This window comes from Pseudomonas sp. Mn2068 (assembly GCF_049319725.1).
Lineage (GTDB): Bacteria > Pseudomonadota > Gammaproteobacteria > Pseudomonadales > Pseudomonadaceae > Aquipseudomonas > Aquipseudomonas gingeri.
Genome location: NZ_JBMOUG010000010.1, coordinates 66152 through 89439, shown reverse-complemented (window position 1 = coordinate 89439; position 23288 = coordinate 66152). Strand labels below are relative to the sequence as shown.

Here is a 23288-nt window from a genome sequence, read left to right as displayed (position 1 = left end):
TCACTCCCGATGGTCGTGGGTCTGGGTGATACAGCCTTGTTCCACGTGGAACAAAGCGACTGGCGTTTCCGTCTGCCAGCCTTCCCTCAATAATTCGTGGTCTACACAGGTGATAAAGACCTGGCAGCGTAAGTCTTCAAGCAAGCGACACAGTGCGCGACGGTGTTGCTCGTCCAGCTCGGACGGCAAGTCATCCACCAGATAAATACATTGGCCGCGCCGGGCCTGACTGACCAGGTGCCCCTGAGCGATACGCAATGCACAGACCACCAATTTCTGCTGACCCCGCGACAGGATGTCCGCGGCATTGTGTGCACCCAATCGGAGGCGCAAATCAGCTCGTTGTGGTCCGGCCTGGGTATGACCCATTTGCTGGTCCCGATGCAGGGACGAGGCGAGCACTGCACTCAGCTCTTTGTCCTTGTCCCAACCACGGTAATAGCTAAGCGTTAAGCCCTCGAGTTCGACTAGCTCGCTCAAGGTCTGCTCAAAGACTGGTTTCAAGGCTTTGATATAAGCGCGGCGGTATTCATCGATTTCGGCGCTGGCCAGGCACAATTCCCGGTCCCAGGCCGCTTGCGAAGCGGCGTCAAGTGTACCATGCCGCAGCCATGAGTTCCGCTGCCGCAGGGCCTTCTGCAGGCGCTGCCAGGTCGACATGAATCGTGGTTCCACGTGGAACACTCCCCAGTCGAGGAACTGTCGACGAATCTTCGGCGCGCCTTCCAGCAGGCGAAAGCTGTCCGGGTTGATCAGTTGCAGCGGCAGGATCTCCGCCAGCTGCGCCGCGCTCTTGGCGTTCTGGCCGTCGATGCGGATCTGGAATTCACCCTGGCGATCACGGGATATCCCCAACGCGCTGTGTCCACCCTCGGCCAGCTCGACCTGGCCAAATACCGTGCAGGCGAGTTGCTCGTACTGGATCACCGGCAACAGGCGGGTACTACGGAACGAACGGGCAAGCCCCAGCAAGTGGATGGCTTCCAGCACGCTGGTTTTTCCGCTGCCGTTGGCGCCGTAAAGGATATTGATACGCGGGGAGGGAGAGAAGGTCACCGGGTGCAGGTTGCGCACCGCGGTGACCGAAACACGACTGAGGGACATCTAGCGTGTGCTGGACATGGAGAGGCGAGGCACCGTTACAGACGCATCGGCATGACGACGTAGGCCGAGTCGTCGTTATCCGATTCCTGGACCAGCGCACTGCTGTTGGAGTCGGAAAGGATCAGGCGAACCTGCTCGGTGGTCATCACGCCCAGCACATCCAGCAGGTAGCTGACGTTGAAGCCGATTTCCAGGGAGCCGCCGTTGTAGTCGACGCCCACTTCTTCTTCGGCTTCTTCCTGTTCCGGGTTGTTGGCCTGGATCTTCAGCTGACCATTGGCCAGTTGCAGACGGATACCGCGGTACTTCTCGTTGGACAGGATCGCGGTACGGCTGAACGCTTCGCGCAGCGCCTGACGATCGCCCAGCACCAGCTTGTCGCCACCTTTGGGAAGCACGCGCTCGTAGTCCGGGAACTTGCCGTCGACCAGCTTCGAGGTGAAGGTGAACTCACCGGTGGTGGCGCGAATGTGGTGTTGGCCCAGCACGATGCTGACATTGCCTTCCGGTTCGGTCAGCAGGCGCGCCAGTTCAAGAATACCCTTGCGTGGCACGATCACCTGGTGACGGTCGGGCTGACCGATATCGGCCTGCATCGAGCACATTGCCAGACGGTGGCCGTCGGTGGCCACGGCACGGATCACCCCGGCAGAGACCTCGAGCAGCATACCGTTGAGGTAGTAGCGCACGTCCTGCTGGGCCATGGCAAAGCTGGTGCGCTCGATCAGGCGACGCAGCTTGCTTTGATCCAGGCTGCAGGTCAGCGAGCCCGGGCCTTCTTCCACGGTCGGGAAGTCGTTGGCCGGCAGGGTCGACAGGGTGAAGCGGCTACGGCCGGCCTTCACCACCAGTTTCTGCTCGTCGACCTTGATGTCGATCAGGGCGTCGTTCGGCAAGCTTTTGCAGATATCCATCAGCTTGCGCGCCGGCACGGTGATTTCCCCCGGCTCGGCGGGTTCCTCGAGCTGGACGCGACCGACCAGCTCGACTTCCAGGTCGGTACCGGTCAGCGACAGTTGCTGGCCTTCGACGACCAGCAGCACATTGGAGAGCACCGGCAAGGTCTGGCGGCGCTCGACGACGCCTGCGACCAGTTGCAGGGGTTTCAACAGGGCTTCGCGTTGAATGGTGAAATGCATGGTCTAGTCCCTTGCCTTAGTAAGCTGCGCTGCAGTTCTCAAGTGGTCAGTGTACGCAGCAGGTTCTTGTAGTCCTCGCGGATGTCCGCGTCGGATTCCTTAAGTTCGTTGATCTTGCGGCATGCATGCAAGACCGTAGTATGGTCGCGTCCGCCAAAGACATCACCAATTTCAGGCAGGCTGTGGTTGGTCAGTTCCTTGGACAGGGCCATCGCGACCTGACGCGGACGTGCCACCGAGCGCGAGCGGCGCTTGGACAGCAGGTCGGAAATCTTGATCTTGTAGTACTCGGCCACGGTGCGCTGGATGTTATCCACAGACACCAGCTTGTCCTGCAGTGCCAGCAGATCCTTCAGCGATTCGCGAATCAGCTCGATGGTGATATCGCGACCCATGAAGTGCGAGTGGGCGATCACCCGTTTCAGGGCGCCCTCGAGTTCACGGACGTTGGAACGGATACGCTGGGCGATGAAGAACGCCGCATCGTGAGGCAGTTCGACCTTGGCCTGGTCGGCCTTCTTCATCAGGATCGCGACCCGGGTTTCCAGTTCCGGCGGCTCGACCGCTACCGTCAGGCCCCAGCCGAAGCGCGATTTCAGGCGCTCTTCCAGCCCTTCGATTTCCTTCGGATAGCGGTCACTGGTGAGAATCACCTGCTGACCGCCTTCGAGCAGGGCGTTGAAGGTGTGGAAAAACTCTTCCTGGGAACGTTCCTTGCGGGCAAAGAATTGAATGTCGTCGATCAGCAGGGCGTCCACCGAACGGTAGAAACGCTTGAATTCGTTGATGGCGTTGAGTTGCAGCGCCTTGACCATGTCCGCGACGAAACGCTCCGAATGCAGGTAGACCACCTTGGCATTCGGGTTCTTCTTTAATAGATGGTTACCCACGGCGTGCATCAAGTGGGTCTTACCCAGGCCGACGCCGCCATACAGGAACAGCGGGTTGTAACCGTGCTTGGGGTTGTCCGCCACCTGCCAGGCCGCGGCGCGGGCCAGCTGGTTGGACTTACCCTCGACGAAGTTCTCGAAGGTGAAGGTACGGTTCAGGTAGCTGGTGTGCTTGAGCGCACCTTCGACCTGGACGGTCCGTTGCTCCGAACGCACCGGGGCCTGCTGCGAGCTGGCGCCGGCCATGGGGTCGAAACTGTCGCGGGACGGTTCTTCGCTGACTTCGACCACCGGTTTCTGCGCCGGGGCAGGTTGTGCCGGTGTGGCCGCGGGTGTCGGTGCCGGAGCGGCACTGGCCGCCATGGCCTGGGAGGCGGCAGCGGCCAATGGTGCATTGGGAGCCGCCCGTGGAGCGGAACTGCGCTTGCTGCCTATTAATAAGGAAAGGGCAGGCGCCAGGCCATTGCCATGCTCGTTCAACAGTTCGAGCAAACGTCCCAGGTACTTTTCATTCACCCAGTCGAGCACAAAACGGTTCGGTGCATAGACACGCAACTCGTCGCCTTCGGCTTCGACCTGTAGTGGACGGATCCAGGTGTTGAATTGCTGGGCAGGCAGCTCATCACGCAGAAGCTCCACGCACTGCTGCCAAAGTTCCACTGACACGGATATCCCCTAAGTTGAAAGCCGGTGAGGCAAAAACAAGCGGCCATTGTACCGGCAGGCAGAGCACTTATCCACACGTCGATTGAAGGGAGAACCCAAGGAATCAACATCTTATCTGTGAACAAAGCGACAAATGGTATGTGCATAAGCTCTGTGGATAACCGCCCCTGAGGTCGTTGCACAAGTGGGGTCGAAAGTCTGTGGGTAACCGGCCTGTGGATAACATGCCATTCCACACACAGCTTATCCGACAGCGCAGCACAGGCAGGACACCGTTTCCCCACCGTGTTGTCATTCTCTGTACAGTAGGCGGTTAAAGGCGTCGGGGCACTTATCCACAGAGGATGGCTTCCTAAGCTTTTATAAGCTTTACAGAAAAGCTTTAAATAATTCCCTTCTTTATTTCTATATCTAGGTCGCGAGCCGATCAAGCGCACGGACCCTGAATACCTATATGAAGTAAAAGCTGGTTGGAAATTGACCTAGAGGCTTGCTTTCTCTAGAATCCCCGGTCTCTTAAAACGGGGGCCATTCCGGCCCGTTGTGACGAACCAGGTAGCAACGCCATGAAACGTACTTTCCAACCCAGCACTATCAAACGCGCCCGCACCCACGGTTTCCGTGCTCGCATGGCAACCAAGAACGGCCGTGCCGTCCTGTCGCGTCGTCGCGCCAAAGGCCGCGCTCGTCTGGCAGTTTGATAATCCGGCACTGGTGGTGAGTCAGGACTTCAGTCGGGAAAAGCGTCTGCTTACGCCACGACATTTCAAGGCAGTCTTTGACTCCCCTACCGGCAAGGTTCCGGGGAAAAATCTCCTGCTCCTTGCGCGCAACAACGACCTCGATCATCCCCGCCTGGGGCTGGTTATCGGTAAAAAGAGCGTGAAGCTCTCCGTTGAGCGCAATCGCCTCAAACGTCTGATGCGCGAATCGTTCCGTCTGCACCAGGATTCACTGGTCGGCTGGGACATTGTTATCGTCGCGCGCAAAGGTTTGGGGGACGTAGAAAACCCCGAATTGATTCAGCATTTCGGCAAACTGTGGAAACGCCTGGCCCGTAATGCGCCGGCAGCCACCGTCAAAACCGAACCTGCAGGGGTAGACAGTCCAGATGCGTAAACTGGCGCTCGTTCCGATCCAGTTTTACCGCTATGCCATCAGTCCCCTGATGGCCAGTCACTGTCGTTTCTACCCCAGTTGTTCCTGCTACGCGTACGAAGCCATCGAAACTCATGGACTCCTGCGCGGTGGCTGGCTGACCTTTCGTCGTTTAGGTCGCTGTCATCCGTGGAATGCCGGTGGTTATGACCCGGTTCCACCTATCCCTACCTCCCGTTCTTCTTCGATGGCCGAGTAATCATGGATATCAAACGCACGATCCTGATCGTCGCCCTGGCAATCGTGTCCTACGTCATGGTTCTCAAATGGAACCAGGACTACGGTCAGGCTGCCCTGCCGACTCAGAATGTTGCCAGCACCACCGTTTCTGGCTTGCCGGATACGGCAACCGGCAGCAATGCCGCCGCCAGTGATGACATTCCACGAGCTGCCAATGACACCAGTGCTCCTGTTGAAGCGCCGGTGGCCGCCAGCAAAGACCTCATCCATATCAAGACGGATGTGCTCGACCTGGCTATCGATCCAAAAGGTGGGGATGTCGCGCAACTGAAGTTGCCGCTTTATCCACGTCGCCAGGATCACCCGGAAATTCCGTTCCAGCTGTTCGACAACGGTGGCGAGCGTACCTATCTGGCTCAAAGCGGCCTGATCGGCGCCAACGGCCCGGACTCCAGCTCCGCCGGTCGCCCGTTGTACTCCTCCGAACAGAAGAGTTATCAACTGGCTGACGGTCAGGACAAACTGGTCGTCGACCTGAAGTTCAGCGAAAACGGCGTCAACTACATCAAGCGTTTCAGCCTGAAGCGCGGCCTGTATGACGTGACCGTTTCCTACCTGATCGACAACGAAAGCGCCCAGCCATGGTCGGGCGCGATGTTCGCCCAGCTGAAACGCGACGCCAGCGCCGATCCTTCTTCCAGCACCGCCACCGGTACCGCGACTTACCTGGGCGCCGCCCTGTGGACAAGTTCCGAGCCGTACAAGAAAGTGTCGATGAAAGATATCGACAAGGGCCCGCTGAAAGAAACCGTCCAGGGTGGCTGGGTTGCCTGGCTGCAACACTACTTCGTGACCGCGTGGGTCCCTGCCAAGGGCGACAGCAATGTCGTGACCACCCGCAAGGACAGCCAGGGTAACTACATCATCGGCTACACCGGTCCTTCGCTGACCGTGGCTCCAGGCCAGAAAGTCGAGACCAGCGCGGTCCTCTACGCCGGTCCGAAGAGCCAGGCGGTGCTGAAAGAGTTGTCCCCGGGTCTGGAACTGACCGTTGACTACGGCATCCTGTGGTTCATTGCCCAACCGATCTTCTGGCTGCTGCAACATATCCACAGCCTGCTCGGCAACTGGGGCTTCTCGATCATCGTCCTGACCATGCTGATCAAAGGGCTTTTCTTCCCCTTGTCGGCCGCCAGCTACAAGTCGATGGCGCGCATGCGTGCCGTTGCTCCGAAACTGGCTGCGCTGAAAGAGCAACATGGCGATGACCGGCAGAAAATGTCGCAAGCCATGATGGAGCTGTACAAGAAGGAGAAGATCAATCCGCTGGGGGGTTGCTTGCCGATCCTCGTGCAGATGCCGGTCTTCCTCTCGCTGTACTGGGTTCTGCTGGAAAGCGTGGAAATGCGCCAGGCACCGTTCATCCTGTGGATTACCGACCTGTCGATCAAGGATCCGTTCTTCATCCTGCCGATCATCATGGGCGCGACCATGTTCATCCAGCAGCGTCTGAACCCGACTCCGCCGGATCCGATGCAGGCCAAGGTGATGAAGCTGATGCCGATCATCTTCACCTTCTTCTTCCTGTGGTTCCCTGCCGGTCTGGTGCTGTACTGGGTTGTGAACAACTGCCTGTCGATCACCCAGCAGTGGTACATCACACGTAAGATCGAAGCCGCTACCAAAAAAGCCGCTGCGTAACTTACTCTGTGGATAACCACTCAAAACGCCCCCTAGTGGGGCGTTTTGCTATCTGTCACTTTCTGCTTTGAGGCCCGCTCCATGAACGTCCCTCGGGAAACCATCGCCGCCGTTGCCACCGCCCAGGGCCGTGGCGGGGTCGGCATCGTCCGTATTTCCGGGCCTCTGGCGCAAAGTGCGGCGCTGGCCATCAGCGGTCGTGAACTGAAACCGCGTTTCGCCCACTACGGTCCGTTCCACGGCGACGCCGGCGAAGTACTCGATGAAGGCCTCGCGCTGTATTTTCCGGGGCCGAATTCGTTCACCGGCGAAGATGTCCTGGAGCTGCAGGGCCACGGCGGCCCGATCGTCCTCGACATGCTGCTGCAGCGTTGCCTGCAGCTGGGCTGTCGACTGGCTCGCCCCGGTGAATTCAGCGAGCGCGCATTCCTCAATGACAAGCTCGACCTGGCCCAGGCCGAGGCGATCGCCGACCTGATCGAGGCCAGTTCGGCCCAGGCTGCGCGCAATGCCTTGCGCTCGCTGCAAGGGGCGTTCTCCCAGCGTGTGCATAACCTCACCGAACAATTGATCGGCCTGCGGATCTACGTGGAGGCGGCCATCGATTTTCCCGAGGAGGAAATCGACTTCCTCGCCGACGGCCATGTGCTGACGATGCTCGACGCCGTGCGCGACGGGTTATCCACAGTGATCCGCGAGGCCGGCCAGGGGGCACTGCTGCGGGATGGCATGACCGTGGTCATCGCCGGCCGGCCGAACGCCGGCAAATCGAGCCTGCTCAATGCCCTGGCGGGTCGCGAAGCGGCAATCGTCACCGAGATCGCCGGGACCACCCGGGATATCCTGCGCGAACATATCCACATCGACGGCATGCCCCTGCACGTTGTCGATACGGCCGGATTGCGGGATACCGACGATCATGTGGAAAAGATCGGTGTGGAACGAGCCCTCAAGGCCATCGGCGAGGCCGATCGGGTATTGCTGGTGGTGGACGCCACCGCGCCGGAGGCTGTGGATCCTTTTGCCTTGTGGCCGGAGTTTCTCGAACAGCGACCGGATCCGGCGAAAGTCACGTTGATCCGCAACAAGGCCGACCTGACGGGAGAGGGCATCGCCCTGGAGGTCAGCGCGGATGGCCACGTCACCATCAGCCTCAGCGCCAAGGCCGGTGGCGAAGGCCTGGAGCTGCTGCGCGACCACCTCAAGGCCTGCATGGGTTATGAACAGACATCGGAAAGCAGCTTCAGCGCTCGCCGCCGGCACCTGGAAGCCCTGCGCTTCGCCAGTTCGGCCCTCGAGCACGGTCATGCACAGTTGACCCTGGCAGGTGCCGGAGAGCTGCTGGCCGAAGATTTGCGTCAGGCACAGCAATTCCTTGGGGAAATCACCGGTGCCTTCAGCTCCGACGATCTGCTGGGAAGAATCTTTTCGAGTTTTTGTATCGGGAAATGACCAAGCGGAGGCGGTCCGGTTATCCACAGTTGCCGTGAATGCATCAGGAGCACGACGGGACAGGGAGGCGTCCTTGAACCTTACACACCGACGTAGCGGGGAAATGATGAGTTCGTTGTCCATTGATCCAGCCTTTTTCGAGCTTCTGACCGGGAGTTATCAACGGCTTGTCGGTCAGCCATTGGTGCCGCAGGACAGTGATGCGACCTGGTTGTACGAGCGGGCGCCCTTTTGCGTGCTGTCCCACAACACCGATGCCGATCCACGTTTCATCTATGCCAATCGGGCTGCGCAGCACTGTTTCGATTATGACTGGGCGCAGTTCACCCAGTTGCCGTCGCGACTGTCCGCCGAGGCGCCGAACCGTGCGGAACGCCAGTCCTTGCTGGATCGCGTCCATCAACAGGGTTATGCCAGCGGCTACACCGGGATCCGTATCTCCAGGACGGGCAGGCGCTTCTGGATCCGCGAAGGCCTTGTCTGGCAATTGCAGGATGCCGAAGGCGTGATTCACGGCCAGGCCGCCGTATTTCATCGCTGGGACGATGTCTGATTCCACTTCCTGTCTTGCATGGGGGCCGGGCCTGATCCCGGCGTCTCCTCTCTTTCTGCTTCACTGATCCTTCCGCTCTCTTGATGAATTCCGGCTCGCGGAGGGTTTGCGCGTGCCTGCGATTCATCGGGAAAGCGATTTTCTGTGGATTAAGCCCTGTGAATAACTGCCCTTCAGCTCGGTTGATAACCAGGCCTGAAAACTGAGGATGAACCCGCTTGTGGATAAGCAGCGCTTTAATCCACAGGCTTACACCGGTTATCCCAAACCCTCCATGGCACATGACCACAGACTTATGAATCTCTGTACACACCGTAAAACAAGGTCTGTAGAACCTTATCCACAGAATGGGTGCTCACTAAGAATAAACATAAAAACAAAGCTTTAATAAATTTCTCTCTTTTAATTTCTATTACCCCCGATTATCCACAGCTGGTTAAATTTTGTGCAAAGGGTTCTTTAGGAAGGGCGAATTCCCTATACTTGTTCATTCAGTCCAAATTTTTCTTATTTACCTACCTGGAAGCAGGCACGAGGTGCGTGGTGGATTTCCCTTCCCGTTTTGAAGTGATCGTCATCGGCGGCGGTCATGCCGGTACCGAGGCAGCACTAGCATCAGCACGCATGGGGGCAAAAACCCTGTTGCTGACGCATAACGTGGAAACCCTCGGTGCAATGAGTTGCAACCCTGCCATCGGTGGCATCGGCAAGAGCCACCTGGTCAAGGAAATCGACGCCCTCGGCGGCGCGATGGCCATCGCCACCGATAAAGGCGGCATCCAGTTCCGGGTTCTCAACAGCCGCAAGGGCCCGGCCGTGCGTGCAACCCGTGCACAGGCCGACCGCGTGCTGTACAAGGCCGCCGTCCGTGAAATCCTGGAAAACCAGCCGAACCTGTGGATATTTCAACAGGCCGCCGACGACCTGATCGTCGAGCAGGACCAGGTTCGTGGTGTCGTGACCCAGATGGGCCTGCGTTTCTTCGCCGAATCCGTGGTATTGACCACCGGGACTTTCCTCGGTGGACTTATCCACATCGGGATGCAGAACTATTCCGGTGGCCGCGCCGGCGATCCGCCGTCGATTGCCCTGGCTCACCGCCTGCGGGAACTGCCATTGCGCGTCGGTCGCCTGAAAACCGGCACGCCGCCGCGGATCGACGGCCGTTCCGTGGATTTCTCGGTGATGAGCGAGCAACCGGGTGATACGCCCATTCCGGTGATGTCGTTCATGGGCTCGAAAGAGCAGCATCCGCGCCAGGTGAGTTGCTGGATTACCCACACCAACGCCCGGACCCACGAGATCATCGCGGCCAACCTCGATCGATCGCCGATGTATTCCGGTGTGATCGAAGGGATCGGCCCGCGCTACTGCCCGTCGATCGAAGACAAGATCCATCGCTTTGCCGACAAGGAAAGCCACCAGGTCTTCATCGAGCCGGAAGGCCTGACCACCCACGAGCTGTATCCGAACGGGATATCCACATCCCTGCCGTTCGACGTGCAGTTGCAGATCGTCCAGTCGATCCGTGGCATGGAAAACGCCCATATCGTTCGTCCGGGCTATGCCATCGAATACGATTACTTCGATCCGCGTGACCTGAAGTACAGCCTGGAAACCAAGGTGATCGGCGGCCTGTTCTTTGCCGGCCAGATCAACGGCACCACCGGTTACGAAGAGGCCGGTGCCCAGGGTTTACTGGCCGGCGCCAACGCCGCGCTGCGTGCACAGGGCAAGGACAGCTGGTGTCCGCGTCGCGACGAGGCGTACATCGGGGTACTGGTCGACGACCTGATCACCCTAGGTACCCAGGAACCGTATCGGATGTTCACCTCCCGCGCCGAATACCGGTTGATCCTGCGCGAAGACAACGCCGACCTGCGCCTGACCGAAAAAGGTCGCGAGCTGGGCCTGGTGGATGACGTGCGCTGGGCGGCTTTCTGCAAGAAACGCGAGAGCATCGAGCTGGAAGAACAGCGCCTGAAAAGCACCTGGGTACGCCCGGGCACCGAGCAGGGCGATGCCATCGCCGAGAAGTTCGGTACGCCGCTGACCCATGAATACAATTTGCTGAATCTGCTGAGTCGTCCGGAAATCGACTACGCTGGTCTGGTCGAAGTGACCGGACAGGGCGCGCAGGATCCACAGGTCGCCGAGCAGGTCGAGATCAAGACCAAGTACGCCGGCTACATCGACCGCCAGCAGGACGAGATCGCCCGGCTGCGGGCCAGCGAAGACACCCGGTTGCCTGTGGATATCGATTACTCGAACATCTCCGGCCTGTCGAAAGAGATCCAGAGCAAGCTCGGCGCGACCCGGCCCGAGACCCTGGGCCAGGCTTCGCGAATCCCCGGTGTGACGCCGGCGGCGATTTCCCTGTTGATGATTCACTTGAAAAAACGCGGCGCGGGCCGTCAGTTGGAGCAAAGCGCTTGAGTTCGTTGGTCACCTCGCAACACGCCGAAGAGTTATCCACAGGTGCTCGCCAGCTCGGTGTCAACCTGAGCGCAACCCAGCACGAACAGTTGCTGGGCTACCTGGCCCTGTTGATCAAGTGGAACAAGGCCTACAACCTGACCGCGGTGCGCGATCCGGACGAAATGGTTTCACGGCACCTGCTCGACAGCCTGAGCGTGATGTCCTTTGTCGAAGATGGCCGCTGGCTCGACGTTGGCAGCGGCGGCGGCATGCCGGGTATTCCCCTGGCGATCCTGTTTCCCCGGTCGCCAGTGACCTGCCTGGACAGCAATGGCAAGAAAACCCGCTTCCTGACCCAGGTCAAACTCGAACTCCAACTGGATAACCTGCAAGTTATCCACAGTCGCGTCGAAGCCTTCCAGCCGCCGCAGCCGTTCAACGGGATCATTTCCCGGGCGTTCAGCAGCATGGAGAACTTCAGCAACTGGACCCGCCATCTCGGCGACACTGACACACGCTGGCTGGCAATGAAGGGCGTCCATCCGGCGGATGAGCTGGTAGCATTGCCGGCAGACTTCCACCTCGATAGCGAACACGCCTTGGCCGTACCTGGTTGCCAAGGCCAACGTCATCTGCTGATACTGCGCCGCACGGCATGATTGGGAACACAAGCAAGAATGGCTAAGGTATTCGCGATAGCGAACCAGAAAGGTGGCGTGGGCAAGACCACCACCTGCATCAACCTCGCAGCATCCCTGGTCGCGACCAAGCGCCGGGTGCTGTTGATCGATCTCGATCCACAGGGCAACGCCACCATGGGTAGCGGTGTGGATAAACACGGCCTGGAAAACTCCATCTACGATGTGCTGATCGGCGAATGCGATCTGGCGCAGGCCATGCACTTCTCCGAACACGGCAATTATCAATTGCTGCCGGCCAACCGTGACCTGACGGCGGCCGAAGTGGTGCTGCTGGAAATGCAGATGAAGGAAAGCCGTCTGCGCAGCGCCCTGGCGCCGATCCGCGAGAACTACGACTTCATCCTGATCGACTGTCCGCCGTCGCTGTCGATGCTGACCCTCAACGCCCTGGTCGCCGCTGACGGGGTGATTATCCCCATGCAGTGTGAATACTTTGCCCTCGAAGGGCTGAGCGACCTTGTGGATAACATCAAGCGCATCGCCGAACTGCTCAATCCGGAACTGAAGGTCGAAGGCCTGCTGCGGACCATGTACGACCCGCGCCTGAGTCTGATGAACGACGTTTCCGCACAGCTCAAGGAACATTTCGGTGACCAGCTGTACGACACCGTGATTCCACGCAACATCCGTCTGGCCGAAGCCCCGAGCTACGGCATGCCGGCCCTGGCGTACGACAAGCAATCCCGTGGTGCCGTGGCCTACCTGGCCCTGGCCGGCGAGATGGTTCGTCGGCAACGTAAAAATTCACGCGCCGCCGCTCCGGCAACTTAAGGAATCCCCATGGCCGTCAAGAAACGAGGTCTCGGACGTGGACTGGATGCACTGCTGAGTGGTCCGACCGTCAGCTCGCTGGAAGAGCAGGCCGTCCAGGCCGACGAACGTGAACTGCAGCACCTGCCGCTGGACCTGATCCAGCGCGGCAAATACCAGCCGCGCCGCGACATGGACCCGCAGGCGCTGGAGGAACTGGCGAACTCGATCAAGGCCCAGGGCGTGATGCAGCCGATCGTGGTCCGTCCGATCGGCAGCGGGCGCTTTGAAATCATTGCCGGTGAACGCCGCTGGCGTGCCAGCCAGCAGGCTGGCCAGGAAACCATCCCGGCCATGGTCCGCGATGTGCCGGATGAAACCGCCATCGCCATGGCGCTGATCGAGAACATCCAGCGCGAAGACCTCAATCCGATTGAGGAAGCCGTGGCCCTGCAGCGTCTGCAGCAGGAATTCCAGCTGACCCAGCAACAGGTCGCCGAAGCCGTGGGCAAGTCCCGCGTGACCGTGGCCAACCTGCTGCGCCTGATCGCGTTGCCCGAAGTCATCAAGACCATGTTGTCCCACGGCGACCTGGAAATGGGACATGCCCGTGCCTTGCTCGGTTTGCCGGATGACCGGCAGGTCGAAGGGGCGCGACATGTTGTCGCACGCGGCCTTACCGTGCGCCAGACCGAGGCACTGGTTCGCCAGTGGCTGAGCGGCAAACCGGCCCCGGTCGACCCCCCCAAGGCTGACCCGGACATCAGCCGCCTCGAGCAGCGCCTCGCCGAGCGCCTGGGCTCTGCGGTGCAGATTCGCCACGGGCAGAAGGGAAAAGGTCAGTTGGTGATTCGCTATAACTCCTTGGATGAACTACAAGGGGTACTTGCCCACATCCGCTGAAACATTTCCTCATGTAGCGCGCAGTCGGAAATCACTACCCGGCAGTTGAATAGGGGCTGAACCGCCCCTATACTCTGCGCGCATTTTGTCGGCACAATTTATGCCAAGTTATTGATTTCTGGCAGCCGACCCTTGAGGAGCGTGAGTGATGGAAACCCGCAGGCCAAACAGGTTGCCGTTCCATCGCTTGGCGGTATTTCCGGTTTTATTGGCTCAATTGGTCGTATTGCTGGTGGCCGCGGTGGCGCTTTGGCAATGGCACGGTGTCGTTGCCGGATACTCAGGACTCTGCGGAGGCCTGATAGCCTTGCTACCCAATGTGTATTTTGCTCACAGGGCCTTTCGGTTTTCCGGCGCCCGAGCAGCCCAGTCCATCGTCCGGTCTTTTTATGCCGGCGAGGCGGGCAAGTTAATTTTGACGGCAGTGCTGTTTGCACTGACGTTCGCAGGTGTGAAGCCACTGGCGCCGATAGCAGTCTTCGGCGTCTTCGTGCTGACCCAGTCGGTCAGCTGGTTCGCTCCCCTGCTAATGAAAACAAGACTTTCGAGACCTTAGGGCGTTTGAGGCAACCATGGCAGCAGAATCCGCTTCGGGCTATATCCAGCACCACTTGCAGAACCTGACCTTCGGTCAGCTACCTACCGGCGGCTGGGGTTTTGCCCATTCCGCAGCAGAAGCCAAGGCAATGGGCTTCTGGGCATTCCACCTGGATACCCTGGGTTGGTCTGTCGCACTGGGGCTGATCTTCATCCTGTTGTTCCGCATGGCGGCGAAAAAGGCGACCTCCGGTCAGCCGGGCGCCCTGCAGAACTTCGTCGAAGTACTGGTCGAATTCGTCGACGGCAGCGTGAAAGACAGCTTCCACGGCCGTAGCCCGGTGATTGCACCGCTGGCGCTGACCATCTTCGTCTGGGTGTTCCTGATGAACGCCGTCGACCTGGTACCGGTCGACTGGATCCCGCAACTGGCCGCGGCCATTTCCGGCAACCACGAGATTCCGTTCCGCGCCGTGTCGACCACCGACCCGAACGCCACGCTGGCCATGGCCTTCTCGGTGTTCGCGCTGATCATTTTCTACAGCATCAAGGTCAAGGGCATCGGCGGTTTCATCGGCGAGCTGACCCTGCATCCTTTCGGTAGCAAGAACATCTTCATCCAGGCCCTGCTGATCCCGGTGAACTTCCTGCTGGAATTCGTCACCCTGATCGCCAAGCCGATCTCCCTGGCACTGCGTCTGTTCGGCAACATGTACGCCGGTGAGCTGGTATTCATCCTGATCGCTGTGATGTTCGGCAGCGGCCTGCTCTGGCTCAGTGGCCTGGGCGTCGTACTGCAGTGGGCGTGGGCCGTGTTCCACATCCTGATCATCACCCTGCAGGCGTTCATCTTCATGATGCTGACCATCGTCTACCTGTCGATGGCGCACGAAGAAAACCATTAAGACCAGTCTCGACTAGTCTGATGTCCTTCCCGGTAAAACGGGAAGGTGGCCCTCCTGGGCTATGAAACGATTTGTTTTACCGCTTTAAAATCTAAAAAACCTAAACCATACGACGTAAAAGTCGGGAGGAAAGATGGAAACTGTAGTTGGTCTAACCGCTATCGCTGTTGCACTGTTGATCGGCCTGGGCGCACTGGGTACCGCAATTGGTTTCGGCCTGCTGGGCGGCAAGTTCCTGGAAGGCGCAGCGCGTCAGCCAGAAATGGTTCCAATGCTGCAAGTTAAAATGTTCATCGTGGCCGGTCTGCTCGACGCCGTAACCATGATCGGCGTTGGTATCGCTCTGTTCTTCACCTTCGCGAACCCCTTCGTTGGTCAACTCGCTGGCTGATCACTCGAATTTTCGAGTTGATTGGTGTGATGGACAACGAACGAGCGAGGTGTTGGCGTGAACATTAATGCAACCCTGATTGGCCAGTCCGTTGCGTTCTTCATTTTTGTACTGTTTTGCATGAAGTTCGTGTGGCCTCCGGTCATCGCGGCTTTGCACGAACGTCAGAAGAAGATCGCGGATGGATTGGACGCTGCCACCCGTGCAGCTCGCGACCTGGAGTTGGCCCAAGAGAAAGCGGGTCACCAACTGCGCGATGCAAAAGCACAGGCAGCCGAGATCATTGAGCAAGCCAAGAAACGCGGTAACCAGATCGTCGAAGAGGCTGTTGATAAAGCCCGCGTCGAAGCTGAACGCGTGAAGGCTTCGGCTCAGGCCGAGATCGAACAGGAACTGAACAGCGTCAAAGACGCGCTGCGCGCCCAATTGGGTAGCCTGGCCGTTGGCGGTGCCGAGAAGATCCTGGGTGCCACAATCGATCAAAACGCGCACGCGGAGCTGGTTAACAAACTGGCTGCTGAAATTTAAGCGAGGGCGATCATGGCAGAACTGACCACGTTGGCCCGACCTTACGCTAAGGCGGCCTTCGAGCACGCTCAGGCCCACCAGCAACTGGCCAATTGGTCAGCCATGCTCGGCCTGGCTGCAGCGGTGTCGCAAGACGACACCATGCGGCGCGTGCTCAAGGCCCCGCGACTGACGAGCGCAGACAAGGCCACCACGTTTATTGACGTGTGTGGCGACAAGTTCGATGCCAAGGCACAGAATTTCATCCACGTCGTTGCTGAAAACGACCGTCTCCCGCTGTTGCCGGAGATTGCCGCTCTGTTCGACCTGTACAAGGCCGAGCAAGAGAAATCGGTAGACGTGGAAGTCACCAGTGCTTTTGCATTGAACCAAGAACAGCAAGACAAACTCGCCAAGGTTCTCAGTGCACGACTCGACCGGGAAGTGCGCCTGCAAGTTGCGGAAGATTCATCCCTCATCGGGGGTGTTGTCATTCGCGCCGGCGACCTGGTTATCGATGGCTCAGTTCGCGGCAAACTCGCGAAATTGGCCGAAGCATTGAAATCTTGAGTTTGAAGGGGCAGCAGAGCAATGCAGCAACTCAATCCTTCCGAAATAAGTGAAATTATCAAGGGCCGCATCGACAAGCTCGATGTGACCTCCCAAGCCCGTAACGAAGGCACTGTCGTCAGCGTATCTGACGGTATCGTGCGGATTCACGGTCTGGCCGACGTCATGTACGGCGAGATGATCGAGTTTCCGGGCGGCGTCTACGGTATGGCCCTCAACCTGGAGCAAGACTCCGTAGGTGCCGTGGTACTGGGCGCATACACCAGTCTGGCTGAAGGCATGAGCGCCAAGTGCACCGGCCGCATCCTCGAAGTTCCGGTTGGTAAGGAACTGCTGGGTCGCGTTGTCGACGCACTGGGTAACCCAGTTGACGGCAAAGGTCCGCTGAACAACACCGAGACCGATGCGGTCGAGAAAGTTGCTCCGGGCGTGATCTGGCGTAAGTCGGTAGACCAGCCTGTACAGACTGGCTACAAGGCTGTCGATGCCATGATCCCGGTCGGCCGTGGCCAGCGTGAGCTGATCATCGGTGACCGTCAGATCGGTAAGACCGCTCTGGCGATCGACGCGATCATCAACCAGAAAAACAGCGGCATCTTCTGCGTCTACGTCGCGATCGGTCAGAAGCAATCGACCATCGCCAACGTGGTTCGCAAGCTGGAAGAAAACGGCGCCCTGGCCAACACCATCATCGTGGCCGCCAGTGCTTCCGAATCTCCTGCGCTGCAGTTCCTGGCACCGTACTCCGGTTGCACCATGGGCGAGTTCTTCCGCGACCGCGGTGAAGACGCGCTGATCGTTTATGACGATCTGTCCAAGCAAGCAGTGGCCTACCGCCAGATTTCCCTGCTGCTGCGCCGTCCACCAGGCCGTGAAGCCTACCCAGGCGACGTGTTCTATCTCCACTCCCGTCTGCTGGAGCGCGCATCCCGCGTTTCGGAAGAGTACGTCGAGAAGTTCACCAACGGCGCAGTGACTGGCAAAACCGGTTCCCTGACCGCACTGCCGATCATCGAAACCCAGGCTGGCGACGTTTCCGCGTTCGTTCCGACCAACGTGATCTCCATCACCGACGGTCAGATCTTCCTGGAATCGGCCATGTTCAACTCCGGGATCCGTCCTGCTGTGAACGCCGGTGTTTCGGTATCCCGTGTAGGTGGTGCCGCTCAGACCAAGATCATCAAGAAGCTGTCCGGTGGTATCCGTACCGCCCTGGCCCAGTACCGTGAACTGGCGGCATTCGCCCAGTTCGCTTCTGACCTGGACGAAGCGACCCGCAAGCAACTTGAGCATGGTCAGCGCGTTACCGAGCTGATGAAGCAGAAGCAATACGCACCAATGTCGATCGCTGACATGGCGCTGTCGCTGTATGCCGCTGAGCGTGGGTTCCTGACTGACGTCGAAATCGCCAAGGTCGGCAGCTTTGAACAAGCGCTGATTGCTTACTTCAACCGCGATCACGCCGATTTGTTGGCCAAGATCAACGTGAAGGGTGACTTCAATGACGAAATCGACGCTGGCATGAAAGCCGGTATCGAGAAGTTCAAGGCCACCCAAACCTGGTAAGCCGCAGCGGGAGCCGCAAGGCTCCCGCTTGCTAACCTGATAGGTGTTACATGGCAGGCGCAAAAGAGATTCGCAGTAAGATTGCGAGCATCAAAAGCACGCAAAAAATTACCAGCGCCATGGAAAAAGTGGCGGTCAGCAAAATGCGCAAGGCACAAATGCGCATGGCTGCTAGCCGTCCTTATGCGGAGCGTATCCGCCAGGTAATTGGGCATCTGGCCAACGCCAACCCGGAATACCGCCACCCGTTCATGATCGACCGCGAAATCAAGCGTGTCGGTTACGTCGTGGTGAGCAGTGACCGTGGGCTGTGCGGCGGCTTGAACACCAACCTGTTCAAGGCCCTGGTCAAGGACATGGCGGTAAACCGCGAAAACGGCGTCGAGATTGATCTGTGTGTAGTGGGTAGCAAGGGTGCGGCGTTTTTCCGCAACTTCGGCGGTAACGTCGTTGCAGCTATCAGCCACCTGGGTGAAGAGCCGTCGATCAATGACCTGATCGGCAGCGTCAAGGTGATGCTGGATGCCTACCTGGATGGCCGTATTGACCGCCTGTCCGTGGTGTCCAACAAGTTCATCAACACCATGACCCAGCAGCCTACCGTGGAGCAGTTGATTCCACTGGTGGCAACCCCGGATCAAGAACTCAAGCACCACTGGGACTATCTCTACGAACCGGACGCCAAAGAGCTGCTTGACGGCCTGATGGTGCGCTACGTGGAGTCGCAGGTGTACCAGGCGGTGGTCGAGAACAACGCGGCCGAACAAGCTGCGCGGATGATCGCGATGAAGAACGCTACCGACAACGCCGGTGATTTGATCAGCGATTTGCAGCTGATCTACAACAAGGCGCGTCAGGCTGCGATCACCCAAGAGATCTCGGAAATCGTCGGCGGCGCTGCCGCGGTTTAACGGTTCAAATATTCAGAGGATCCAGCTATGAGTAGCGGACGTATCGTTCAAATCATCGGCGCCGTTATCGACGTGGAATTCCCACGCGACAGCGTACCGAGCATCTACAACGCGCTGAAAGTACAAGGCGCGGAAACCACCCTGGAAGTTCAGCAGCAGCTGGGCGACGGCGTGGTTCGTACCATTGCGATGGGTTCCACCGAAGGCTTGAAGCGCGGTCTGGACGTTGTCGACTCCGGCGCTGCCATCTCCGTACCGGTCGGTAAAGCGACCCTGGGCCGGATCATGGACGTCCTCGGCAACCCGATCGACGAAGCTGGCCCGATCGACACCGACGAGCGTTGGGGTATCCACCGCGCGGCGCCGTCGTTCGCCGAACAGGCAGGCGGCAACGACCTGCTGGAAACCGGCATCAAGGTTATCGACCTGGTCTGCCCGTTCGCCAAGGGCGGTAAAGTCGGTCTGTTCGGTGGTGCCGGTGTCGGCAAGACCGTAAACATGATGGAACTGATCCGTAACATCGCCATCGAGCACAGCGGTTATTCCGTGTTCGCCGGTGTGGGTGAGCGTACTCGTGAGGGTAACGACTTCTACCACGAGATGAAGGATTCCAACGTTCTGGACAAAGTGGCACTGGTCTACGGCCAGATGAACGAGCCGCCGGGAAACCGTCTGCGCGTAGCCCTGACCGGCCTGACCATGGCCGAGAAGTTCCGTGACGAAGGTAACGACGTTCTGCTGTTCGTCGACAACATCTACCGTTACACCCTGGCCGGTACCGAAGTATCCGCACTGCTGGGCCGTATGCCTTCGGCAGTAGGTTACCAGCCGACCCTGGCTGAAGAGATGGGCGTGCTGCAAGAGCGCATCACTTCGACCAAGGAAGGTTCGATCACCTCGATCCAGGCGGTATACGTACCAGCGGACGACTTGACCGACCCGTCGCCAGCGACCACCTTCGCCCACTTGGACGCCACCGTCGTACTGTCCCGTGACATCGCCTCCCTGGGTATCTACCCGGCGGTCGATCCACTGGACTCGACTTCGCGCCAGCTGGACCCGAACGTGATCGGCCAGGACCACTACGACACCGCTCGCGGCGTCCAGTACGTTCTGCAGCGCTACAAGGAACTGAAGGACATCATCGCGATCCTGGGTATGGACGAGCTGTCGGAAACCGACAAGCAGTTGGTATCCCGTGCTCGTAAGATCCAGCGCTTCCTGTCGCAGCCGTTCTTCGTGGCTGAAGTCTTCACCGGTGCCTCGGGTAAATACGTTTCCCTGAAAGACACCATTGCTGGCTTCAAAGGCATCCTCAACGGTGACTACGACCACCTGCCAGAACAAGCGTTCTACATGGTTGGCGGCATCGAAGAAGCGATCGAGAAAGCCAAGAAACTGTAATCCCGGCGCCCGGCAACGGGCGCTAATTTAGGTTGAGGCAATCAGATGGCTATGACAGTCCATTGCGATATCGTCAGTGCGGAAGGGGAAATCTTCTCCGGCCTGGTCGAGATGGTGATTGCGCACGGTGCACTGGGTGACCTGGGTATTGCCCTGGGCCACGCGCCGCTGATCACCAATCTCAAGCCGGGTCCGATCCGCTTGATCAAGCAGGGCGGGGAAGCCGAGGTGTTCTACATCTCCGGTGGATTCCTCGAGGTTCAGCCGAACATGGTCAAGGTTCTTGCCGACACCGTGCAACGTGCTGCCGACCTGGACGAAGCCTCCGCTCAGGAAGCCGTCAAGGCTGCCGAGAAGGCCCTGAATGAAAAAGGCGCGGACTTCGACTACGGTTCCGCTGCTGCACGTCTGGCCGAGGCCGCAGCCCAGCTGCGCACCGTCCAGCAGATCCGCAAGAAGTTCGGCGGTTAAGCCGCTGCTTGTTGTGTGATTGATTAAAAAGGGTAGCCTCGGCTACCCTTTTTTCTTTTCCGATGTTCATCACCTGGTCGCAGCCGCTGACCACCCAGGATTGGTAGCCAGTCATGTCTCTCGAAATCGTTATCCTCGCTGCAGGTCAAGGCACTCGCATGCGTTCGGCGTTGCCGAAGGTTCTTCACCCCGTAGCCGGCAATTCGATGCTTGGACATGTTATCCACAGCGCCCGGCAATTGAATCCACAGCGCATTCACGTGGTGATCGGCCACGGCGCGGACCGGGTACGTGAACAACTGGCGGCCGACGACCTGAACTTCGTGTTGCAGGACAAGCAACTGGGGACCGGCCATGCGGTGGCCCAGGCCGTGCCTTTCATCACCGGCGACACGGTGCTGGTGCTCTACGGCGACGTCCCGCTGATCGAAGTGGAGACCCTGCAGCGCCTGCTGCGCCACGCCACGCCTGAGCAGGTGGCGCTGCTGACCGTCGAACTGGCGGATCCGACCGGTTATGGCCGCATCGTGCGCAACGATCAGGGCAAGGCCTGTGCGATCGTCGAGCAGAAGGACGCCAACGAGGCGCAGCGCGCCATCACCGAAGGCAACACCGGCATCCTCGCGCTGCCGGCCCGGCGTCTCGGTGACTGGATGAGTCGCCTGTCGAACAACAACGCCCAGGGCGAGTACTACCTGACCGACGTGATCGCCATGGCGGTCGGCGACGGCCTGGTGGTGGAAACCGAGCAACCCCATGACGCCATGGAAGTGCAGGGCGCCAACGACCGCAAGCAACTGGCCGAACTCGAGCGTCACTACCAGAAGCGCGCCGCGCTGCGCCTGATGGCCCAGGGCGTGACCCTGCGCGACCCGTCCCGCTTCGACGTACGCGGTGAAGTCAGCGTGGGGCGCGATATCCTCATCGACATCAACGTGATCCTGGAAGGTCGCGTGGTGATCGAGGACGATGTGGTGATCGGTCCGAACTGCGTGATCAAGGACACCACGCTGCGCAAGGGCGTGACGGTCAAGGCCAACAGCCACCTCGACGGCGCGATCCTCGGCGAAGGCAGCGACGCCGGTCCTTTCGCCCGCCTGCGTCCCGGCAGCGTGCTGGGTGCCCGCGCCCATGTGGGTAACTTTGTCGAGCTGAAGAACGCGCACCTGGCCGACGATGCAAAGGCCGGCCACCTCACCTACCTGGGCGATGCGCGGATCGGCGCGCGGACCAATATCGGCGCCGGCACCATCACCTGCAACTATGACGGGGCCAACAAGCACCAGACGGTGCTGGGCGAAGACGTCTTCATCGGTTCCAACAACTCCCTGGTAGCGCCTGTGGATATCTCCAACGGCGCCAGCACGGCGGCGGGTTCGACCATCAACCAGAACGTCGGTGAAGGGCAATTGGCCGTGGCCCGTGCGCGCCAGCGCAATATCGAAGGCTGGAAACGGCCGGTGAAGATCAAGAAGAGCTGAGTTATCCGTGGGAGCTGGCTTGCCAGCGATGGGGTGTCATGGGCGCTGCGAGCCTCAAGGACCTTCTCGCCGGCAAGTTCTTGCATCTGTCACTTGACGAAGTTTCGATTTCAGGTTTTGATTGCGTTCGTTATCTTTCGAATCGAAACTTAGACTCCCATGTCGAAACGCAATACACCTCAACGTCGCCATAGCATCCTCGCCTTGCTCAATGAGCAGGGCGAAGTGAGCGTGGACGAGCTGGCCAGGCGCTTCGAAACTTCCGAAGTTACGGTTCGCAAGGATCTGGCCGCCCTCGAAAGCAATGGCTTGCTGCTGCGTCGTTACGGCGGCGCGATCAGCATGCCCCATGAACTGGTCAGCGATCTCGGCCACTCGGTGTCGAAGTACAAGCAGGCGATTGCCCGGGCCGCGGTCGGGCGCCTGCGTGAGCATGCACGGATCATCATCGACAGCGGCAGCACCACCGCCGCCATGATCCCGGAACTGGGCCTGCAACCCGGCCTGGTGGTGATGACCAATTCCCTGCATGTCGCCCGGGCCCTGAGCGAGCTGGAACACGAGCCCGTGCTGCTGATGACCGGTGGCACCTGGGACCCGCATTCCGAGTCGTTCCAGGGCCAGGTCGCCGAACAGGTGCTGCGTTCCTACGACTTCGACCAGCTGTTTATCGGTGCCGACGGCATCGACCTGGAGCGCGGTACCACCACCTTCAACGAATTGCTGGGTTTGAGCCGCGTCATGGCCCAGGTCGCCCGGGAAGTGGTGGTCATGGTCGAGGCCGACAAGATCGGTCGACGCATCCCCAACCTGGAACTGCCCTGGAGCAGCGTCCATACCCTTATTACCGATGAACGCTTGCCGCTTGAGGCACGCGAACAGATTCAGGCCCGCGGCATACATTTGATTTGCGCGGCTGTCAGCTAGGAG

At 59.4% G+C, this 23288-nt stretch carries 24 protein-coding genes; 21 read left to right on the top strand and 3 right to left on the bottom strand.

All coding sequences use genetic code 11. The features are described 5' to 3' along the window. Genes recF through dnaA form a run of 3 tightly spaced genes read right to left on the bottom strand, consistent with a single transcriptional unit; the run spans position 1 to position 3799 of the window. Positions 1-1104: a DNA replication/repair protein RecF gene (gene recF, locus ACL9RJ_RS21880; RefSeq protein ID WP_017129281.1), complete on the bottom strand. Its 1104-nt coding sequence runs from the start codon at positions 1102-1104 to the stop codon at positions 1-3. A gap of 35 nt (positions 1105-1139) precedes the next feature. Beyond that, on the bottom strand, positions 1140-2243 hold the full coding sequence (gene dnaN, locus ACL9RJ_RS21875; RefSeq protein WP_017129282.1) for a DNA polymerase III subunit beta: 1104 nt from the start codon (positions 2241-2243) through the stop codon (positions 1140-1142). Positions 2244-2281: 38 nt separating this feature from the next. Further along, positions 2282-3799 (bottom strand): chromosomal replication initiator protein DnaA, encoded by a 1518-nt coding sequence (gene dnaA, locus ACL9RJ_RS21870; protein ID WP_042937012.1) that lies wholly within the window; start codon positions 3797-3799, stop codon positions 2282-2284. A gap of 566 nt (positions 3800-4365) precedes the next feature. Here dnaA and rpmH point away from each other — a divergent pair. The 21 genes from rpmH (at position 4366) to ACL9RJ_RS21765 (ending at position 23285) form a co-directional block, all read left to right on the top strand. Further along, a complete protein-coding gene (rpmH, locus tag ACL9RJ_RS21865) occupies positions 4366-4500 on the top strand; it encodes a 50S ribosomal protein L34 (protein ID WP_003213577.1) in 135 nt (44 codons plus the stop codon). A 16-nt stretch (positions 4501-4516) separates the two neighbouring features. Continuing rightward, entirely contained in the window at positions 4517-4918 is a 402-nt protein-coding gene (gene rnpA / locus ACL9RJ_RS21860) for a ribonuclease P protein component (RefSeq protein ID WP_042937055.1), read from the top strand. Further along, positions 4911-5156 carry a membrane protein insertion efficiency factor YidD gene (yidD, locus tag ACL9RJ_RS21855; protein WP_039792602.1) on the top strand — a complete coding sequence of 82 codons (246 nt, stop codon included), beginning with the start codon at positions 4911-4913 and terminating at the stop codon, positions 5154-5156. The genes rnpA and yidD overlap by 8 nt, the downstream gene beginning before the upstream one ends. A gap of 2 nt (positions 5157-5158) precedes the next feature. Next, positions 5159-6838: a membrane protein insertase YidC gene (gene yidC / locus ACL9RJ_RS21850; protein ID WP_017129285.1), complete on the top strand. Its 1680-nt coding sequence runs from the start codon at positions 5159-5161 to the stop codon at positions 6836-6838. Between the two features lie 81 nt (positions 6839-6919). Further along, complete coding sequence (mnmE, locus tag ACL9RJ_RS21845) at positions 6920-8290, top strand: tRNA uridine-5-carboxymethylaminomethyl(34) synthesis GTPase MnmE (RefSeq protein ID WP_177107171.1); 1371 nt, start codon at positions 6920-6922, stop codon at positions 8288-8290. Between the two features lie 73 nt (positions 8291-8363). Continuing rightward, a complete protein-coding gene (locus ACL9RJ_RS21840; protein ID WP_256347568.1) occupies positions 8364-8843 on the top strand; it encodes an MEKHLA domain-containing protein in 480 nt (159 codons plus the stop codon). Positions 8844-9386: 543 nt separating this feature from the next. Further along, complete coding sequence (mnmG, locus tag ACL9RJ_RS21835) at positions 9387-11279, top strand: tRNA uridine-5-carboxymethylaminomethyl(34) synthesis enzyme MnmG (protein ID WP_103032613.1); 1893 nt, start codon at positions 9387-9389, stop codon at positions 11277-11279. Further along, positions 11276-11920, top strand: a complete 645-nt coding sequence (gene rsmG, locus ACL9RJ_RS21830) for a 16S rRNA (guanine(527)-N(7))-methyltransferase RsmG (RefSeq protein WP_017129288.1) — start codon at positions 11276-11278, stop codon at positions 11918-11920. Before mnmG ends, rsmG begins: the two co-directional genes overlap by 4 nt. Before the next feature lie 18 nt (positions 11921-11938). Continuing rightward, positions 11939-12733: a ParA family protein gene (locus ACL9RJ_RS21825; protein ID WP_422765673.1), complete on the top strand. Its 795-nt coding sequence runs from the start codon at positions 11939-11941 to the stop codon at positions 12731-12733. A 9-nt stretch (positions 12734-12742) separates the two neighbouring features. Next, the gene (locus ACL9RJ_RS21820; RefSeq protein WP_177087354.1) at positions 12743-13615 is read left to right on the top strand and encodes a ParB/RepB/Spo0J family partition protein; all 873 of its coding nucleotides are present in this window, start codon (positions 12743-12745) and stop codon (positions 13613-13615) included. 148 nt (positions 13616-13763) lie between these two features. Then, positions 13764-14171, top strand: a complete 408-nt coding sequence (locus ACL9RJ_RS21815; RefSeq protein ID WP_017129291.1) for a F0F1 ATP synthase subunit I — start codon at positions 13764-13766, stop codon at positions 14169-14171. A gap of 16 nt (positions 14172-14187) precedes the next feature. Further along, positions 14188-15057, top strand: coding sequence for a F0F1 ATP synthase subunit A (atpB, locus tag ACL9RJ_RS21810; protein WP_017129292.1), 870 nt, complete (start codon positions 14188-14190; stop codon positions 15055-15057). Positions 15058-15190: 133 nt separating this feature from the next. After that, a complete protein-coding gene (gene atpE, locus ACL9RJ_RS21805; RefSeq protein WP_002555987.1) occupies positions 15191-15448 on the top strand; it encodes a F0F1 ATP synthase subunit C in 258 nt (85 codons plus the stop codon). 57 nt (positions 15449-15505) lie between these two features. Continuing rightward, positions 15506-15976 (top strand): F0F1 ATP synthase subunit B, encoded by a 471-nt coding sequence (locus ACL9RJ_RS21800; protein ID WP_017129294.1) that lies wholly within the window; start codon positions 15506-15508, stop codon positions 15974-15976. A 12-nt stretch (positions 15977-15988) separates the two neighbouring features. Beyond that, positions 15989-16525: a F0F1 ATP synthase subunit delta gene (locus ACL9RJ_RS21795; RefSeq protein ID WP_017129295.1), complete on the top strand. Its 537-nt coding sequence runs from the start codon at positions 15989-15991 to the stop codon at positions 16523-16525. A 21-nt stretch (positions 16526-16546) separates the two neighbouring features. Beyond that, positions 16547-18091: a F0F1 ATP synthase subunit alpha gene (gene atpA / locus ACL9RJ_RS21790; protein ID WP_017129296.1), complete on the top strand. Its 1545-nt coding sequence runs from the start codon at positions 16547-16549 to the stop codon at positions 18089-18091. A 50-nt stretch (positions 18092-18141) separates the two neighbouring features. Beyond that, complete coding sequence (gene atpG / locus ACL9RJ_RS21785) at positions 18142-19002, top strand: F0F1 ATP synthase subunit gamma (protein ID WP_017129297.1); 861 nt, start codon at positions 18142-18144, stop codon at positions 19000-19002. Between the two features lie 27 nt (positions 19003-19029). Continuing rightward, entirely contained in the window at positions 19030-20406 is a 1377-nt protein-coding gene (gene atpD / locus ACL9RJ_RS21780) for a F0F1 ATP synthase subunit beta (protein WP_017129298.1), read from the top strand. 45 nt (positions 20407-20451) lie between these two features. After that, on the top strand, positions 20452-20877 hold the full coding sequence (locus ACL9RJ_RS21775) for a F0F1 ATP synthase subunit epsilon (RefSeq protein ID WP_010447599.1): 426 nt from the start codon (positions 20452-20454) through the stop codon (positions 20875-20877). Between the two features lie 113 nt (positions 20878-20990). Beyond that, positions 20991-22358: a bifunctional UDP-N-acetylglucosamine diphosphorylase/glucosamine-1-phosphate N-acetyltransferase GlmU gene (gene glmU / locus ACL9RJ_RS21770; protein ID WP_177107170.1), complete on the top strand. Its 1368-nt coding sequence runs from the start codon at positions 20991-20993 to the stop codon at positions 22356-22358. Between the two features lie 159 nt (positions 22359-22517). Further along, complete coding sequence (locus ACL9RJ_RS21765) at positions 22518-23285, top strand: DeoR/GlpR family DNA-binding transcription regulator (protein ID WP_017129300.1); 768 nt, start codon at positions 22518-22520, stop codon at positions 23283-23285. Positions 23286-23288: the final 3 nt, after the last annotated feature.

Excerpts from the sequence above, each read along its gene's own strand:
- atpD (WP_017129298.1), top strand. The coding sequence starts at position 19,030 with ATGAGTAGCGGACGTATCGTTCAAATCATCGGCGCCGTTATCGACGTG.
- recF (WP_017129281.1), bottom strand. The coding sequence starts at position 1,104 with ATGTCCCTCAGTCGTGTTTCGGTCACCGCGGTGCGCAACCTGCACCCG.
- ACL9RJ_RS21795 (WP_017129295.1), top strand. The coding sequence starts at position 15,989 with ATGGCAGAACTGACCACGTTGGCCCGACCTTACGCTAAGGCGGCCTTC.
- yidC (WP_017129285.1), top strand. The coding sequence starts at position 5,159 with ATGGATATCAAACGCACGATCCTGATCGTCGCCCTGGCAATCGTGTCC.
- yidD (WP_039792602.1), top strand. The coding sequence starts at position 4,911 with ATGCGTAAACTGGCGCTCGTTCCGATCCAGTTTTACCGCTATGCCATC.
- rpmH (WP_003213577.1), top strand. The coding sequence starts at position 4,366 with ATGAAACGTACTTTCCAACCCAGCACTATCAAACGCGCCCGCACCCAC.
- glmU (WP_177107170.1), top strand. The coding sequence starts at position 20,991 with ATGTCTCTCGAAATCGTTATCCTCGCTGCAGGTCAAGGCACTCGCATG.
- ACL9RJ_RS21825 (WP_422765673.1), top strand. The coding sequence starts at position 11,939 with ATGGCTAAGGTATTCGCGATAGCGAACCAGAAAGGTGGCGTGGGCAAG.
- dnaN (WP_017129282.1), bottom strand. The coding sequence starts at position 2,243 with ATGCATTTCACCATTCAACGCGAAGCCCTGTTGAAACCCCTGCAACTG.
- atpA (WP_017129296.1), top strand. The coding sequence starts at position 16,547 with ATGCAGCAACTCAATCCTTCCGAAATAAGTGAAATTATCAAGGGCCGC.
- atpB (WP_017129292.1), top strand. The coding sequence starts at position 14,188 with ATGGCAGCAGAATCCGCTTCGGGCTATATCCAGCACCACTTGCAGAAC.
- atpG (WP_017129297.1), top strand. The coding sequence starts at position 18,142 with ATGGCAGGCGCAAAAGAGATTCGCAGTAAGATTGCGAGCATCAAAAGC.
- mnmE (WP_177107171.1), top strand. The coding sequence starts at position 6,920 with ATGAACGTCCCTCGGGAAACCATCGCCGCCGTTGCCACCGCCCAGGGC.
- ACL9RJ_RS21815 (WP_017129291.1), top strand. The coding sequence starts at position 13,764 with ATGGAAACCCGCAGGCCAAACAGGTTGCCGTTCCATCGCTTGGCGGTA.
- ACL9RJ_RS21765 (WP_017129300.1), top strand. The coding sequence starts at position 22,518 with ATGTCGAAACGCAATACACCTCAACGTCGCCATAGCATCCTCGCCTTG.
- atpE (WP_002555987.1), top strand. The coding sequence starts at position 15,191 with ATGGAAACTGTAGTTGGTCTAACCGCTATCGCTGTTGCACTGTTGATC.
- ACL9RJ_RS21775 (WP_010447599.1), top strand. The coding sequence starts at position 20,452 with ATGGCTATGACAGTCCATTGCGATATCGTCAGTGCGGAAGGGGAAATC.
- ACL9RJ_RS21820 (WP_177087354.1), top strand. The coding sequence starts at position 12,743 with ATGGCCGTCAAGAAACGAGGTCTCGGACGTGGACTGGATGCACTGCTG.